The following is a 15202-nucleotide window of genomic DNA, read 5'->3' on the forward strand; positions in this document are numbered from 1 at the left end:
CAATGAGCGCAGACAACGACCAGCAGGCACGAGAACAGTTGATCGACCTCGCGGCACAGTTTTACGACCAGTTCGAACTGGGCGAGATCCCCCACATGTCCGTGCCGACGCGGACGAAAAACAACATCGAGTACGACGAAGACAAAGACGTCTGGGTGTACGGCGACCGAGAGTCGACACGCTCTGCGAACTCCGTCCGCGGTGCGCGAAAGCTGCTGAAGGCCGTCTACACGATCGAGTTCCTCGCGAACCAACTCGAGGAAGACCGCTCCTCGACCCTGCGTGAGTTGTACTACCTTTCGGAAAGCTGGGACAACAACGAGGCACAGTTTTCGGATCAGGACGAATCCAACGGCCTGATCGAGGATCTGGAGATCGTTTCGGGTGTGACCCGCGAGGACTTCCACATGCGCCCGGAGGAGTCGGGCGCAACCATCATGGGGCCGCTGCACCTGCGCGAACAGACCCGTCGCGGCGAACGCGATATCCACTGTCAGGAAGACGTCGGCGAAGGTGGCTACCAGATTCCGAACAACCCTGACACGATCGAGTTTCTCGACTGCGATGCCGACTTCATCCTCGCCGTCGAGACCGGTGGGATGCGGGACCGACTCGTCGAGAACGGCTTCGATGACGAGTACAACGCCTTGATCGTCCACCTCAAGGGCCAGCCCGCACGGGCGACTCGACGGATCATCAAGCGACTCCACGACGAACTCGACCTCCCGGTGACGGTCTTCGCCGACGGCGACCCGTGGTCGTACCGAATCTACGGCTCGGTCGCTTACGGCTCGATCAAGTCGGCCCACCTCTCGGAGTATCTCGCGACGCCAGCTGCCCAGTATATCGGCATCCAGCCGGCCGACATCGTCGAGTACGATCTGCCGACCGACCCGCTCAGCGACTCGGACATCAACGCCTTAGAGAGCGAACTCGAGGACCCGCGCTTCCAGACCGACTACTGGGAAGAACAGATCGAACTCCAACTCGAGATCGGCAAGAAGTCCGAACAGCAGTCGCTTGCAGCCCGTGGATTGGATTTCGTGACGGAGACGTATCTCCCCGAGCGTCTCAGCGAGATGGGCGTCATCTAGACGCACCTCGAGCCGAGGGTCGGGGAGAGTGATCGAGCGTCTCAGCGAGATGGGCGTCATCTAGACGCACCTCGAGCCGCGTTCGACCAGCACCAACGCTGTTACAGACTGTTTGTAGCACTGGCTGATCGTAGAGACGATAGAAATCGGATGGCTCGGGGTCGTGTTATCCGATGAAGCCGAGTCGAAGTGCAGCCCCCATCGCACCGAAGATGAGGACGAACACGAGGCTGACGACGTAGTAGGCGTGCCAGGCTCGAGACGGGCGGAACGGCTCGGGAAGGTGTTTCTCGACGACGTACCAGTTGGCTGGGTAGAAGAAAATCTCCGTGACCGCGAGGATGGCGGCGACGTAGAGCAACAGCGTCACGGGGACGTTCCCGAGCGCGAGCACCATCGCGCTGCTGACGACGACGACGCCGGCGACGACGAGCTTTCGGATGCGCTCGCTGTCGATACTCTCGTCCTCGAGCGCCATCGGGAGGATGTCACCGGTTGCACGGGCAGCCCCGTCGAGAAGCGTGATAACGGTCGAGTAGAGGGCTGCGAACGCGCCGATCAGCATGGCGTAGTACGACCATTCGCCGAAGGAATCGCTCAGGATGTTGCCGATCGCGAACGCGAGGTTGGCGTCCGTCGGCGGGTCCGGGTAGAGGACGTTCGTCGCCAGAATGACCATTGCGGCAATCAGAACGAAACTGAACACGTAGCCGACGTTGAAGTCCCGGCGGCCGGTTTTGATCCACGCACGGATGTAGTCGTGGTGGGCCGGGTTGTTCGGATCGAGCCCCTTCTGTCGCAGCTCACCAGCCCCTTCGCCTTTGGCCATACTCCAGCTGCCGATCAGAATACTCGTACTGAAGCCGGTCGGTGCGAACCCGGCGGCCGCGGCAAACAGCGCGACGAAGGCGGGTCCGGTGAGGTCGGGGATCGCGAACGTCGTTTCGGCGATCCGTTCGGGCGATGGCGGCCCAACGAGAGCGCCGAGCATGACGAGCACACCGACGGCGACGGTGAAACCGATCAACGCCTTCTCGAGGACGGAGTAGCGAGACGTGATCACGAGCGCGCCGGCGGCGCCGACGAAGAGGACGTACGCCCACGCTGCGGTGAGCCAGCCAGGAGTCAACGCGGCGATGAACGCGGCCGTGCTCATGCCGACGCTAGCCGTAATGAACGTGTACATGACGGTGAAGACGAGGATCGTCACCCAGAGCGCCCAGTTTTTCGGCCCGGGGAGATCACCGTAGGCTTCGATCGGGTTTGCCCCGACGCCGTAGTTATAGCGAATGCCCAGTTCCCAGGCACCGTACTTGGCGACGTAGATGAGGCCGAACATCCAGATTGCGACGAGTCCGAACGTTCCACCGAGCGTCGGTGCGAGAACGATATGACTTCCACCGATGCTGATCAGCGCCCAGAGCATCGACGGTCCGAAGTGGTTCTTGAAGAACCCCTTCCAGCCGGCCGACGGATAGGTAAGCTCGGGCTGGGACGTCTCGAGCCCGTCTTCGGTCTTACTCGCCACGGTGCTCACCGGTGTATGGAGCCATGACGATGGGTTTCAGGCAGGTATCCACTCGAACCCACCAAGAACGTGTATGCGTGCCAACAGTATACATAGGAAGTATGAGTGACTAGGCGATCCGTGACTTATGTCCACGGATTCGTCACCGGGCGCTACTGCTCGTCGAGCACCACTGGAACCGCGCGGTTCGCGACGTCGACGACGAACGCATCAGCGTCGGTCTCGAGCGCCTCGAACGTGTCGTAGTGGATCGGCAACACGAGCTCGGGGCGAATTCGTTCCGCGAGCGCGGCGGCCTCGTGGCGATCCATCGTAAACGCGCCGCCGATCGGGGGGAGAAACAGGTCGATACCCAGTTCGTCGTGGAGCGGGAGGACATCGGTGTCGCCGGGCCAGAACGCCGAGACGCCGTCGACTGTGACGGCAAAGCCACAGCCTTCGCCCTCGGGATGATACGGGTCGCCGTGCTCGTCGACATGTGGGCCCGCGGGGTCGTTGTACGCGGGCGTGGTGAACAGGTCCAGCGGGCCGAGGACAAACGATTCATCCGCACGGACACGCTCGACCTCGTAGGGCAGGTCTTCGGGCTGTTCATCGACCCGGTCGATCTCGCTGGCGTCGATCGATTCGTGAACGACGACGATCGCGTCCTCGTGAGCCACCCGGCGAATGCCGTCGGGATCGTAGTGGTGGGCGTGTGTCACCAGTACGAGGTCGCCATCGCGCGCATCGTATCCATCGAGCACCCCGTACCGACCGGGATCCATGTAGATGACAGCCCCCGTCTCGCCCTCGAGGCGAACGGTCGCGTAGCCGAGCCAGTCGATGGTCACTGCACCGAAACGAACGGTCATACTCGCCCGTACGCTCGAGCAGGTCGAAAAAGGTTCGCCTCGCAGTTACTTCGACTCCGGTCTACGGCCGTCGGATCGAGTGTGCGAGTGTGCCGACGCCCTCGATTTCGATCTCGACCTCGTCGCCATCGGACAGTGGACCGACGCCTTCCGGCGTCCCGGTCGCGATCACGTCACCTGGCTCTAAGGTCATGTAGGCCGTGATCTCGGCGATCAGTTCTGGAATGGGGAACATGAGTTGTTCGCGCGAGCCGTCCTGTTTCAGCTCGCCGTTGACGCGGGACTGAACAGATGCGTCGGCCGGCACTTCATCGGGCGTTGCGAGCAGTGGCCCAAGGGGCGCAGCGCCGTCGAACGCCTTCCCGCGGATCCAGTTCTGTTCTTTCTCCTGGTCGTCGCGGTTCGAGATATCGTTGACGCACGTAAAGCCCTCGACGACGTCCATCGCCTCGGAGACGGGGACGTGACGGCATTGCTCGCCGATAACGACGCCCAGTTCGGCCTCGTAGTCGATGCGCTCTTTCCCGGCCGGTGCGGTGACGGTGTCGCCGTGGCTTGCAATCGTGTTCGGCGGCTTCAGGAAGATCAGCGGGCGGTCCGGAACGTCAGAGCCCATCTCGTCTGCGTGGTCGGCGTAGTTACGGCCGATACAGACGATCTTCGACGGCTCACACGGTGGGAGGACGTCGATCTCGTCGGACTCGAGTGCGTAGCTCTCGTTCCCGAAGTGGACGTGGCCGTTCTCGAACTCGCCGCGGCGGACAGCACCGGCAGGGTCGCGGAATCGGACGTATTTCATGCGCGATGGGTTGTGGTGTATATTCAAAAGCGTTGAGATGCCGGCGGCACTCGCCCACCAAAGCGCGTAGCCAACCGCTCGAGTAGTGACGAACCGACAGCACCTGGCCGTACCTCGGCGTCGATCTGGGGTCGAAATGACAGCGTCCTAACTACGTTAGTAGCTGCCATTACGGACGCAGAACGGAACGCTTTTTACTAGGCCCCCGCAATCGACTAATGCGTTCGAGGCACGCTGGGTTGGATCGCCAACCGAGGCGAGACGCAGTGTGAGAACGCAATGATCGCTCCGTTGGTGTAGTCCGGCCAATCATTTCGGCCTTTCGAGCCGATGACCAGGGTTCAAATCCCTGACGGAGCATTCTTCCGCGAAACAACGTACCGAAGACAGAGCGTGTTCGCTGGCGTTTGACGCATTCTCCCGACGATCATGTTCCTGAGCCGTGTGTCTGAGTCACAGATCGGCACCGGCTCGAAACCACATGCCAGTCGTTGTGGCCCCGAGCAGGGGCTCGTGTGCCGGTTTGAGTGAACTCGAGAGCAGCCAGTTTGCCTCGAGAGCTGTCAGTGATCGATCCCGGGTCGCTGAAACGTGGTCTCGGCTGCCGTCGACTCCGCGAGTGCTGACTCGAGTTCCGGTGCCGAAAGAACGTCGTTGCGATCGGGTTCGTCCGGCCGTCTGAAATAGTACGTGTCGGCACAGCCGGCGACCATCTCGGTAAGCGACTGTTCTTCGTCGTGGACGACCGAGACGAGATCTCCCGTAACTGCGATCAACACTGCATCGGCTGGCTTCCGCAAGGCCGTTCGAAGCTCGTCAGCGGTACAGTCGTTGGGCAACTCGAGGTATACGCCGTCGACAGTCGCCCATCGTGTCTCCATACACCTCCGTTGGGGGCGTCCACTCTATACAGTTGGGCTCGCAGCTTCAGGCCACATTCTACTCGAGGGCGGTGGCCACACACTGTTGCTTGCAGTTTGGCCACCCGTTGATATGCGCATCGGGTTGCTTTCTGCAGTGTTGACATCGCCAGCCGCATCGAACGTCGGTCCAAAACCGAATAGATCGGATCACCCCACTGCTGTCAGCTGGTGCCGATGGAATTACCCGCTGGCTCGCCCAACACTGCCTATGGACGATCACACGCGTGATCCCACCGTCTCGCCACCAGCTGGATCCGAGACGCCGACGGGCTGGCTCGTTGCCGACGACCGCTGGGAACACGGGACGCTTCGGCGGGCGGTGGTTCACGGCGTTCGTCTCTACAACTCCGGCGCGTTCCACGAATCGCATGACTGCTTCGAGTTAGAATGGTACAATTACGGGCGTGGAACCACCGAAAGCGCGTTCGCCCACGGAATGGTCCAAGTCGCAGCGGGCGCGTACAAGCACGTTGATTTCGAGAACGACGACGGAATGCGGAGCCTCTTCGAGACGGCACTCCAGTATCTTCACGGCGTTCCGCGGGATTACTACGGCGTTGATCTGCTCGAGGTCCGAACCACGCTGACGAACGCCATCGATGATCCAGACCTGATCGACGACTGGCAGATCCCACTCGATGGCGAGCGACCGACTGCTCGAGCAGTCGATTTCGAGTATGTTGAGACACTCGAGGAGTGACCGTTCGGCCTCGGTCGACGTGCTGGCGAGCGGGGCAGTGTCAGACGGGATCATGGTCTGTGCTATCATGGCTATTTTCCGAACCCTCTGTATTGGTGAGAGACCGAATCGCCTTTGGAGTCAGAGCCCATCTATCCGGTGATGAGAGTTGCACAGCTCGGGTCGGGAACGCCGGAACTCGCAGTCGTTGCAGGCATCCATGGCGATGAACCCTGTGGCGTCCGGGCCGTCGAGCGATTGCTCGACGAACGCCCGACCGTCGAACGGCCCGTCAAGCTCATTGTCGCCAACGAGGCGGCCCTCGAGCGACGCGTGCGGTTCGTCGACGAGGACCTGAATCGAACGTTCCCCGGCCATCCGAACGCGAAAACGCATGAAGCTCAGCTCGCCCATCGACTCGTCGAAGAACTCGAGGGCTGTCTCACGTTCTCGATGCATTCGACACAGAGTCATGCAGACCCCTTTGCGATCGTCAACGGCGTGAGCGAGACCGCAAAAGAGCTGGTGCCACAGCTGCCGGTGGCAGCGATGGTCGAAACCAGTCAGTTCGCAGAGGGGCGGCTCTTCTCGAAGATCAACACGATCGAAGTCGAGTGTGGGCTGCAAGGGTCGGAGACAGCCGCCCAGAACGCTGACCGGCTGACGCGAACGTTCCTGACGGCCGTTGGAGCGTTGCCCGGCGATACGGTGTGTCGCGAGCTGCCTGTCTACCAGTTGACCGATGTTATCAACAAACAGCAGGCAGACACCTACGAGGTCTTCGTCGATAACTTCACTCGAGTCGACGCTGGTGACCCGTTTGCAGCTGCCGACGGCGATACACAGGTCGCCAATGAGCCGTTCTATCCGGTTCTCATGTCCCCGAACGGCTACCGCGACGTCTTTGGCTATGCGGCTGACAAACTCGATATCTTGACGACGCCGCCAGCCGCGGACTGAGACTGGCAGCCGAGGGGTGTTCGGCTGTCATAGATGGGCACAATTTTCCCCGCGTGGGGAGCTTTGATACGCTGCCGTCCCCTTCCGCTGCGTATGACTGCAACGTTTCTTGTCGCTATGCTGGCAGAACTGTTCCCAAACGGGATCAGTCACTACGCCATCGGTGGCCTGTTCGTCGGTCTCGGGGTTGCCGTAATCTATCTCGGGACCGGCATCACCGCCGGCGCGAGCACGTTCCTCGAGTCGACACTCTCGTACGCCTCGACTCTCTCGCGATTCCAGCAGTATCGTCCCTCGCGTGACTGGCGTGTCGTGTTCACACTGGGAATCGTCGCCGGTGCAGCAGTCTACGCGCTCGCCTTTCAGGACGGGATCTGGACGACTGACGTCCAGTGGTGGCGGCTCCTGCTCGGTGGCATCCTCGTCGGAATCGGAACTCGTGTCGGGAAAGGCTGTACCTCGGGTCACGGCGTCTGTGGCGTCGGCTCAGTCTCGGGGACGTCGTTCGTCGGCGTCGCGACGTTCCTGCTCGTCGCGATCGGTGTGGCACAGCTGGTACAGGCTGCGGGGGTGAGCCCATGAGCGCCGACCACGAACAACATCCGTTGTTCATGCCACTAATCTTCGTCGGCGGCCTGCTCTTTGGCTTCGGCCTTGGCTTTAGCCACATGGCCCAGCCCGAGGTCGTCCTGAGCTTCCTGCAGTTCGAGGACTTCGGGCTGCTATTCGTGATGTTCGGGGCCGCGATCGTGACCGGAATCACCTTTTTCGGCATCAAGCAGCTACGCACGACGGCTCCACTGACGGGAGATACATACACCCGACGGCTGAAGAGCCTCGACAAGAACGTCGTCATCGGCGGCGGCATCTTCGGCGTTGGCTGGGGGCTCTCGGGGATCTGTCCCGGCGCTGCCTACGCCAGCCTCGGAATCGGCAACTACGCCATCCTCTGGGGATCCTCGGGATGTTCATCGGCGCGTACGTCCAGGGTTTCTGGCGCTCGACACGCGCCGAACAGCAATCTCCCGCTGCAACTGCGGACTGACCGCCGAACGGTCTCGAGCACGCCGAAGCACACTCCTGTTGTCGTCCCGTTCAATCAGCTATGGGCTCTCCGACACGGCGACACATCCTCGCGGCGGCCGGCAGTTCGATCGCCCTCGCTGGCTGTTTGACAGGCTCCGGCGCAGACGTCCAGGAGCTTACAACACCCGAGGCGACCCCCGACGACGACTGGACTGAACCCGAGTGGCGACCAGCTGACGGCACACCATCCGAAGATGACGTGACCGCGACGACAGTAGTCGCCGGCCTCGAGGTCCCCTGGGATCTCGTCTTCGCCGCGGACGATGCGTTCCTCACCGAGCGCACTGGCGGTGTCCGTCGATTCGATGCGACCGCACTGGCGACGGACGCCGACCTGTCTCCCGACGACGGCGAACTGCTCCTCGAGGCTGACGCCTTGCCGGATCGGGCGGCCCCTGGCGAGGGTGGCACGCTTGGTGTTGCGATCCATCCGGAGTACCCGGACCGGGCCGAACTGTTCGTCTACTACACGGTCGATGACGGCGCGGTCGGGAACCGGGTCGTCAGCTACGACCTCGAGTCAGAGACACTCGAGACAGTCCTCGATGGAATCCCAGGAGCGACGACACACAACGGTGGTCGGATCACGTTCGGCCCCGAGGAATATCTCTGGGTGCTGACCGGCGACGCCGAGGAGCCCGCGCTCACGCAGGATCCCGGCGCCCGTGCGGGTGCAGTGCTCCGTCTCACGCCGGATGGTGAGCCAGCCCCTGAGAACCCAGACTGGGGTGCAGACGGCGACCAACGAACCTACACGCTGGGCCATCGCAACCCACAGGGGATCGCCTTCACTCCACAGGGAACACCCATGGTGGCCGAACACGGTCCAGCGGCTCGAGACGAGGTGTCGATCCTCCGGCCGGGCGGCAACTACGGCTGGGATCTCGTCCGCGGCGGCCCGGACGACCCGGAGTACGGTAGCTACGACGAGTACGACGATGCCACGCCACCAGTCGTCAACACCGGCCCCGAGACGACGTGGGCACCCTCCGGAATGGCCTTCTATGATGGTGAGTCGATCACGCCGTGGGAAAATCGCATGTTCGTCTGCGGGCTCGCGTCAAACGCGCTGTATGCCGTGTCACTCCACCCCGAAAACGGGGGGCTCGAGGATGGGGCAGAGTCGGAAGACGGGACTGGCGTTCAAAACGACGCGACGTGGCTCGACGATCGATTCACCGCAACGATTCACACGCTGTTCGAGGGCGAATACGGCCGCCTCCGGCATATCGAACGCGGTCCCGACGGCTCGCTGTATCTGCTCACCTCGAACCGAGACGGTCGGGCAAGCGGCGCGTTTCCAGCGGCAGACGACGACCGAATCGTGAGACTCGATCCCGCGTAGTTCTGTGCCACGGATCGATTCGGGATCTCAATCTCTGAACGGTAGGATCTGGCAGTGGCGGTGAGACACTACAAAACGGTTCTAGAGGCGTCATCGCCCGAAAAGCGCCTCATCAGAAACTGAATGACGTAAGGCCTATCCCCCTTCGCCGACATATGATGGATATGGACTTCCCACCGAACCAGGGTCTCGATCAGGACGAAGTCAACGAACAGGTCGAGGAACTACTCGAGGAAAACGAGATCGTCCTCTTCATGAAGGGGACCGAGCTGATGCCCCAGTGTGGGTACTCTCGCAAGGCGATCGGGCTCATCAGCCAGTATCGTGACGACTATGAGTGTGTCGACGTCCTCGACTCACTCGGCGAGTACCGCAACGCACTCGAGTCCCACAGCGGCTGGGAGACGATTCCACAGACGTTCGTCAACGGCGAGTTTGTCGGTGGCTCGGACATCCTCGAGGAGCTAGACGAACGCGACGAGCTGGCCGAGACGCTCAACGCTGAGTAAGCCGCCCGCTCGAGGAGATATTCATCCGATTGAATTCCCCTCGTATTCAATAGCAGGTCATATAAGTCACGCGCTCGTACTAGGAACCCAGCGACTGTCGCCGCACACCTTCCCACTATGTCAACAGAGGAATCCAGACACGTATATCGGCTGCACTCAACCCTTGAACTGCCCCTCGAAGACCTTCGCACGCACATCGACGAGGCGACGTTTCCGGATGGCGTCACCGACGTAGAGATAACGCGGCGAAACAACACACTCATCCTCAAAGCCGTCGCCGAGGACGAGACGGTCAGCAAGTACACGCCGACGGCCCAACTCAAAGCCAGCATCACCGAAAACCGGGTCTACGAGGAAGACCCCGACGAGCGACGGAGTTCGTTCCGCTGGGACGAAGACGAAGAAGACGAGATCGAATCCGAACTCGTCGAGTTCGCGGCGTTTAAAGGCGACCGCGAAACCGTCCTCCAGAACTCGTTGCTCCAGTACCAGATGTTCCTCGTACTCTGTGGCATCGCCGAAGCCGCCGAAAAAGGAACGTTGACCGCAATCTCGGAACGCGACGGCGACCTCGAGGCAACCCGGATCGTCGAAGGCGAGCCGCGACCGGCTGATATCGAAGTCGTCGAAGGGCCTCGAGACCGCAACTCCGGCCAGGGTGGTGTTAACTGGCGGGACAACAAGTTCATTAGCGACTGACGGAACCACCGATTTTCACACCGAGTTGCCACAAAGAGAGTGGCAACTCACACGATCTCCCCGATTGGCGCCATAGATCGCCCGTCACCGACAGTGGGCTCGTGACGGCCGGTATTCTGCAGTTTTGCTCGCTTGAGGAGAACGGAACGAGAACGGAGCGTCGCTCGCCGAACGTGACAGTACTGTCGGCGGGTGCAACGACAGCTGGCTGCGTGTTGCATTGCTTGCAAGCCCAGTACACTTAGCTGTCGTTGCCGTACCCCCAGGGACTCGGGTTTCAGTCCCGACAATCACTCCGTTCAGACAGAGCACTGTGATGATCAGTCAGAGACATCCGCGGGTAGCTGTGATCAGTTACGTTCAACAGAGTACCCAATGACTCAATCAGATCGCAGGGGTAGCGACGAAGGCTTCTTTGAGGAACTCGACACTGTTGTCTTCGGTGTCGGGTTCGCAATCGCCGTCGCCGCGGTGGTTGCATTCGTCGTTACACCAGAAGCGGCGACAGCGTATATGGATCGCGTGAACAGCGTTATTTGGACTGGGTTCGGCTGGTGGTACCTGATCGTGATGTTCTTTCTCGTCGCGTTCGTTATTTTCTTGATTTTTGGGCCCTGGGGCAATATCAAACTCGGCGAGGAGGATGAGGAACCGGAGTTCGCCTTCCCCTCGTACTTTGCGATGTTGTATTCAGCGGGAATCGCCGCTGGAATCGTCTTCTGAGGACCGGCAGAAGCCGTTTCACACTACGACGATGTCTCACCCTTTGTCGGTGCACAGTCACAGTCCTCGGAGGCGGCCGTCAGTGCGATCCAGTACACGTTCTTTCACTGGGGTGTTTCTGCGTGGACAGCGTCCGTCGTCGTCGCCCTCCCGATTGCCTACTGTGCGTATCGCTACGATGCGCCGATGCGTATCTCGACGGTACTCGCACCGTGGATCGGTATCGACAATCTCGACAGTCCGATCGCCAAAACTGTCGACATTCTGGCGGTGTTCGCGACGATTGGCGGGGTTGCGACGACACTGGGGTTAGTCGGCAGTCAGTTTCTGGTTGGTCTCGGGTGGACGATGGGCATCTCGGTCGGTGACCTGGGGACGGTCCTCATTATTACCGGCATGACTGTCGCGTTCACAGCATCGGTCGCACTCGGAGTCGAGAAGGGCATACGCCGGATTTCCTACGTCAATCTGTCCCTGTTTGCGGCGTTGACACTCATCACCTTCCTGCTCGGGCCAACGAATTATATTACGGCGATCGGAACCGAAGCACTCGGAACCTACATCAGCCAGTTCATCCCGATGAGTTTCTACACTGGCACTGCTGAGACCGGAAGTGGCGGCGTCTCGGATTGGGTTGGCGACTGGACGGTCTTTTATTGGGCCTAGTGGTTCTCCTGGACGCCGTTTGTTGGGCTGTTCATCGCGCGAATTTCACGCGGCCGCACTGCCCGTCAGGTGGCCGTAACTGGTGTTCTGGCATCGACCGGCATTACGATTCCGTGGTTCGCAACGATGGGAGGGACAGCGATCTACCTGCAAAATGACGGGCAAGCTGATGTTCTCTCCGCGATCCAGACGCACAACGAAGCAGGTGCGGGGTATCCGCTCTTCGAGGCACTGCCATTCGGTTGGCTGTTGACGGCGCTGTTTCTCCTGCTCGTCCTCCTTTTTCTCATCACGTCTGCGGATTCGTCGACGCTCGCACTTGGGACGCTCACGACAGGCGGGACACAGCGCCCGTCGACGATCAACCGAGTTATCTGGGGCTTTCTCATCGGTGCACTTGCCTCGTTGTTGATCGTTACGGGCGGTGTCGACGCACTGCAGGCGGCAGCGATCATTACTGGCGGCCCCTTTTCGCTCATCACGTTGGTCGCTGTCGCTTCAATGGCGCTCGCCTTTGGCACGCAACGATCGCTGTTCTTGCGAGATGAAGACGACGTCGAAGTGCCGAGTTCCAGTGCGGTCGCCTCCGATGGCCCCGAATCCGGTCCAGAAACCGACGACGACTGACTCTCGTCGCGGTCGACACTGAACAGGAGACGACGTCCGATGCCGTTCAAAAGGGGGGTGGGGACGTCCCAGCGAGGCCGGGCAACCGATGGCACGAGTGTCGACACAGACCGCCAACGCGAGTGGGGGCAACTCGAGTGAGCGGGCGTGTCGGCCGGAAATCGCGGGGAGTACCGATCGAAGGGTGGATCACAACCTGTTTTTCCACCCGTCTGTTGGTACAGCCACGCTTTTAATAAATTGTTTGGTTCAACTATTAAAACGGCCGAACTGCTACTGCAGACGTTGTTCAACAGCTCCCGTCACCGACCCGTGCTGGGACTCGAGAGCGGATCCGTTCCGCAAGCCGACATCCAGACGCTTCTCCCACACGATTACGACGACTGTCGAACTATCGAACGACAATATCATATACCCTCGGCAATATTCAGTAGCTATGACAGCAGTCGGTATCGACGCCATCGAGATCTGGACCGGGAATCTCAAACTCGACTTGCCGGGAACGTTCGCGCCCGAGAAGGGCGAGGACCCCGAAAAGTACACGAAAGGGCTCGGTCTCAACGCGAGTTCGTTCCCCGACAGCTACGAAGACATCGTCACGATGGGCGCAAACGCTGCCCACCGACTGATGGAGCGCAAGGGTCTCGAGCCCGACGATATCGGCCGTATCGACGTCGCGACCGAGAGCGCCTTCGACAACTCGAAGCCGGTTTCGACGTACGTCGCTGGCTGCTTAGAGCAGGTGTACGACGGCGACTTCCACCACGCGAACAAAGGCGAACGGAAGTTCGCCTGTATCGCGGGCACACAGAGTCTCGACGACGCCTACAACTGGATCCGTGCGGGCCGAAATCGTGGCCGCGGCGCGCTCGTGATCGCAACCGACACGGCGCTGTACGCCCGCGGTGACGCCGGCGAGGCGACCCAGGGTGCCGGTGCCGTCGCGATGTACATCTCCGAAGATCCTGATCTCGTCGAACTCTCGACCGATCAGGGGTATGGGTCGGCTGACGAGACTGACTTCCTCAAACCAAACCAGCAGTTCCCTTCCGTCGACGGCAAACGCTCGGTACAGGTGTATCTCGCTCGCATGCGCGAAGCGCTCGAGGACTACGAGAGCGTCGCCGGCGACGTCCACCCCGACGACTTCGCGTTCGCGCCGTTCCACACCCCGTTCCCGGGAATGGTCCGAAAGGCGGCGATGCTCGCGTACCGACACGTCACGCGTGACACCGCGATCGAGGAGGAACTCGCCAAGGAAATCGGCCGCCAGCCCCGTGCCGAGGCGTTCGACGACAAAGAGTCGTTCCACGACGCCGTCCGCGAGTACATGGACGCGCTCAAAGAAACCGATCGGTATCAGGAGTGGTACGCCGAGACCATCGACCCAACGCTGACGCTCTCTCGCGAGGTCGGCAACTGGTACACCGGCTCCGTCCACATCGCCCGTGTGAGCGCGATGAAGTACGCCCTCCAGAACGGCCAGGATCTTGCTGGCGAGACGATGCTCGTCGGCTCCTACGGTAGCGGTGCCCAGGCCGAGATCCACGCCGAAACCGTCCAAGACACCTGGGAAAAAGAGATCGAGGCGTTGAACGTCGACGCCCAGCTCGAAGCGCGCTATGACCTCTCTTGGGAGGACTACGAGGAGATCCACGACGTCCACAACCACGACATGGACGTCGACGTCGAGGAGTTCACGACGCCCGAAGCGGAGTTCGTCTTCGACGGTTGGGGCCGAATGGGCGAACGGAAGTACCGGTACGTCGAATAACGACGGCGACACACACGCGATTCGAGATCCGGCTCTTTTCGACGCGGATGCGGCTATCGTGCCGAGGCGAAACCGATTACCTCCTCGAGTTGCTAGTTTGAACAACGACACGCGTTCGATACACGACTACGTATGGATCCACTCACACTCCTCGGCGTCGATGTGCTGTTGTTTCTCGTAATCGGTCTGTTGGCCGGTGCCCACTGTATCGGGATGTGTGGGCCACTCGTGACTGTCTATGCAGGACAGATGGACAGCGGTAACAGCAGCCAGCGGGGCCATCTCACGACCTACGAAGTGCGCCAGCATGCGCTGTTCAATATCGGTCGGACAGCGAGTTACACGCTGTTGGGTGCGGCGTTTGGCACCCTCGGAAGCCTGTTGCTCATCACGACGGCTGAACTCTCGCCGATCGTCGACTTCGCCCGAGGCGGTGTTGGGCTCGTCATCGGCGGCTTCGTTATCGCCACTGGCGTCTACTACTTGCTCGGACGAACGACTGGTGGTGTCAACGTTCCCGGCCTCGAGCGGGTCGTCGGCTGGCTGACGGCACGGGTTCACCGGCTGGCGAACGGTCCCGGAATCGTTGGGCTGGGCGCGTTACACGGCCTCTTGCCCTGTCCAATCCTCTACCCGGCGTTTCTGTACGCGTTTGCGACCGGCTCGCCGACGGGTGGTGCACTCGCGCTGGCTGCACTCGGAATCGGGACGATTCCGGCCGTCTTCGCTTACGGGACGTTCATCGACTCCGTCGATATCGTCCACCGACGGCGCGTTCACCGGCTGCTCGGCGTCGCGTTCGTCGTGCTTGGCTACATCCTGTTTGCCCATGGACTGATGAGCCTCGGGTTCCACGTCCCACATCCGGAGCTCCCGTTCTACGAAGGACTCGACACGCCGGGCGCACACGACCATCACTGACGCGGCACACACTCC

General features: G+C 61.0%; 13 protein-coding genes, 1 tRNA gene and 2 pseudogenes. 12 read left to right on the forward strand and 4 right to left on the reverse strand.

Annotation, left to right across the window (positions count from 1 at the left end; all coding sequences use genetic code 11):
* The first annotated feature begins 2 nt into the window (after window positions 1–2).
* Window positions 3–1094 carry a DNA topoisomerase IV subunit A gene (locus tag DV706_RS00635; RefSeq protein WP_006067800.1) on the forward strand — a complete coding sequence of 364 codons (1092 nt, stop codon included), beginning with the start codon at window positions 3–5 and terminating at the stop codon, window positions 1092–1094.
* Window positions 1095–1260: 166 nt separating this feature from the next.
* Here the strand turns inward: DV706_RS00635 and DV706_RS00640 are convergent, their stop codons facing one another.
* The 3 genes from DV706_RS00640 to DV706_RS00650 all read right to left on the reverse strand — a co-directional run bounded on the left by DV706_RS00640 (window position 1261) and on the right by DV706_RS00650 (window position 4275).
* Window positions 1261–2631, reverse strand: coding sequence for an Nramp family divalent metal transporter (locus tag DV706_RS00640; RefSeq protein WP_006067801.1), 1371 nt, complete (start codon window positions 2629–2631; stop codon window positions 1261–1263).
* 143 nt (window positions 2632–2774) lie between these two features.
* Window positions 2775–3476 (reverse strand): MBL fold metallo-hydrolase, encoded by a 702-nt coding sequence (locus DV706_RS00645; RefSeq protein ID WP_136350755.1) that lies wholly within the window; start codon window positions 3474–3476, stop codon window positions 2775–2777.
* A gap of 61 nt (window positions 3477–3537) precedes the next feature.
* Window positions 3538–4275: a fumarylacetoacetate hydrolase family protein gene (locus tag DV706_RS00650; RefSeq protein WP_006067803.1), complete on the reverse strand. Its 738-nt coding sequence runs from the start codon at window positions 4273–4275 to the stop codon at window positions 3538–3540.
* A 285-nt stretch (window positions 4276–4560) separates the two neighbouring features.
* On the opposite strand from DV706_RS00650, the gene DV706_RS00655 reads away from it, so the two are divergent.
* A tRNA-Glu gene (locus DV706_RS00655) sits at window positions 4561–4635 on the forward strand.
* A gap of 203 nt (window positions 4636–4838) precedes the next feature.
* Here the strand turns inward: DV706_RS00655 and DV706_RS00660 are convergent.
* The gene (locus DV706_RS00660) at window positions 4839–5156 is read right to left on the reverse strand and encodes a hypothetical protein (protein WP_006067804.1); all 318 of its coding nucleotides are present in this window, start codon (window positions 5154–5156) and stop codon (window positions 4839–4841) included.
* 250 nt (window positions 5157–5406) lie between these two features.
* Between DV706_RS00660 and DV706_RS00665 the strand changes: the two genes are divergently transcribed.
* From DV706_RS00665 to DV706_RS00710, 10 genes and pseudogenes are all read left to right on the forward strand, one after another.
* On the forward strand, window positions 5407–5898 hold the full coding sequence (locus tag DV706_RS00665; RefSeq protein ID WP_006067805.1) for a DUF309 domain-containing protein: 492 nt from the start codon (window positions 5407–5409) through the stop codon (window positions 5896–5898).
* 141 nt (window positions 5899–6039) lie between these two features.
* A complete protein-coding gene (locus DV706_RS00670) occupies window positions 6040–6837 on the forward strand; it encodes a M14 family metallopeptidase (RefSeq protein WP_049889996.1) in 798 nt (265 codons plus the stop codon).
* Between the two features lie 93 nt (window positions 6838–6930).
* Window positions 6931–7419 (forward strand): YeeE/YedE family protein, encoded by a 489-nt coding sequence (locus DV706_RS00675; protein ID WP_006067807.1) that lies wholly within the window; start codon window positions 6931–6933, stop codon window positions 7417–7419.
* Window positions 7416–7882, forward strand: a pseudogene (locus tag DV706_RS00680) (DUF6691 family protein). The gene DV706_RS00675 and the pseudogene DV706_RS00680 overlap by 4 nt, the downstream one beginning before the upstream one ends.
* 60 nt (window positions 7883–7942) lie before the next feature.
* Window positions 7943–9268 carry a PQQ-dependent sugar dehydrogenase gene (locus DV706_RS00685; RefSeq protein ID WP_006067809.1) on the forward strand — a complete coding sequence of 442 codons (1326 nt, stop codon included), beginning with the start codon at window positions 7943–7945 and terminating at the stop codon, window positions 9266–9268.
* A gap of 164 nt (window positions 9269–9432) precedes the next feature.
* Window positions 9433–9777: a glutaredoxin family protein gene (locus tag DV706_RS00690; RefSeq protein WP_006067810.1), complete on the forward strand. Its 345-nt coding sequence runs from the start codon at window positions 9433–9435 to the stop codon at window positions 9775–9777.
* Between the two features lie 117 nt (window positions 9778–9894).
* The gene (locus DV706_RS00695; protein ID WP_006067811.1) at window positions 9895–10476 is read left to right on the forward strand and encodes a DUF7110 family protein; all 582 of its coding nucleotides are present in this window, start codon (window positions 9895–9897) and stop codon (window positions 10474–10476) included.
* A 375-nt stretch (window positions 10477–10851) separates the two neighbouring features.
* Window positions 10852–12492, forward strand: a pseudogene (locus DV706_RS00700) (BCCT family transporter).
* Window positions 12493–12928: 436 nt separating this feature from the next.
* The gene (gene hmgB, locus DV706_RS00705) at window positions 12929–14266 is read left to right on the forward strand and encodes a hydroxymethylglutaryl-CoA synthase (protein ID WP_006067812.1); all 1338 of its coding nucleotides are present in this window, start codon (window positions 12929–12931) and stop codon (window positions 14264–14266) included.
* Window positions 14267–14398: 132 nt separating this feature from the next.
* Window positions 14399–15187 (forward strand): sulfite exporter TauE/SafE family protein, encoded by a 789-nt coding sequence (locus DV706_RS00710; RefSeq protein WP_006067813.1) that lies wholly within the window; start codon window positions 14399–14401, stop codon window positions 15185–15187.
* The last annotated feature ends 15 nt before the right edge of the window (window positions 15188–15202 follow it).

Source organism: Natronorubrum bangense (assembly GCF_004799645.1).
Classification (GTDB): domain Archaea; phylum Halobacteriota; class Halobacteria; order Halobacteriales; family Natrialbaceae; genus Natronorubrum; species Natronorubrum bangense.

Coding starts and splice junctions, on each gene's coding strand:
- DV706_RS00695 (WP_006067811.1), top strand. CDS start 9,895: ATGTCAACAGAGGAATCCAGACACGTATATCGGCTGCACTCAACCCTT.
- hmgB (WP_006067812.1), top strand. CDS start 12,929: ATGACAGCAGTCGGTATCGACGCCATCGAGATCTGGACCGGGAATCTC.
- DV706_RS00675 (WP_006067807.1), top strand. CDS start 6,931: ATGACTGCAACGTTTCTTGTCGCTATGCTGGCAGAACTGTTCCCAAAC.
- DV706_RS00685 (WP_006067809.1), top strand. CDS start 7,943: ATGGGCTCTCCGACACGGCGACACATCCTCGCGGCGGCCGGCAGTTCG.
- DV706_RS00690 (WP_006067810.1), top strand. CDS start 9,433: ATGGACTTCCCACCGAACCAGGGTCTCGATCAGGACGAAGTCAACGAA.
- DV706_RS00660 (WP_006067804.1), bottom strand. CDS start 5,156: ATGGAGACACGATGGGCGACTGTCGACGGCGTATACCTCGAGTTGCCC.
- DV706_RS00650 (WP_006067803.1), bottom strand. CDS start 4,275: ATGAAATACGTCCGATTCCGCGACCCTGCCGGTGCTGTCCGCCGCGGC.
- DV706_RS00665 (WP_006067805.1), top strand. CDS start 5,407: ATGGACGATCACACGCGTGATCCCACCGTCTCGCCACCAGCTGGATCC.
- DV706_RS00670 (WP_049889996.1), top strand. CDS start 6,040: ATGAGAGTTGCACAGCTCGGGTCGGGAACGCCGGAACTCGCAGTCGTT.
- DV706_RS00645 (WP_136350755.1), bottom strand. CDS start 3,476: ATGACCGTTCGTTTCGGTGCAGTGACCATCGACTGGCTCGGCTACGCG.
- DV706_RS00710 (WP_006067813.1), top strand. CDS start 14,399: ATGGATCCACTCACACTCCTCGGCGTCGATGTGCTGTTGTTTCTCGTA.
- DV706_RS00635 (WP_006067800.1), top strand. CDS start 3: ATGAGCGCAGACAACGACCAGCAGGCACGAGAACAGTTGATCGACCTC.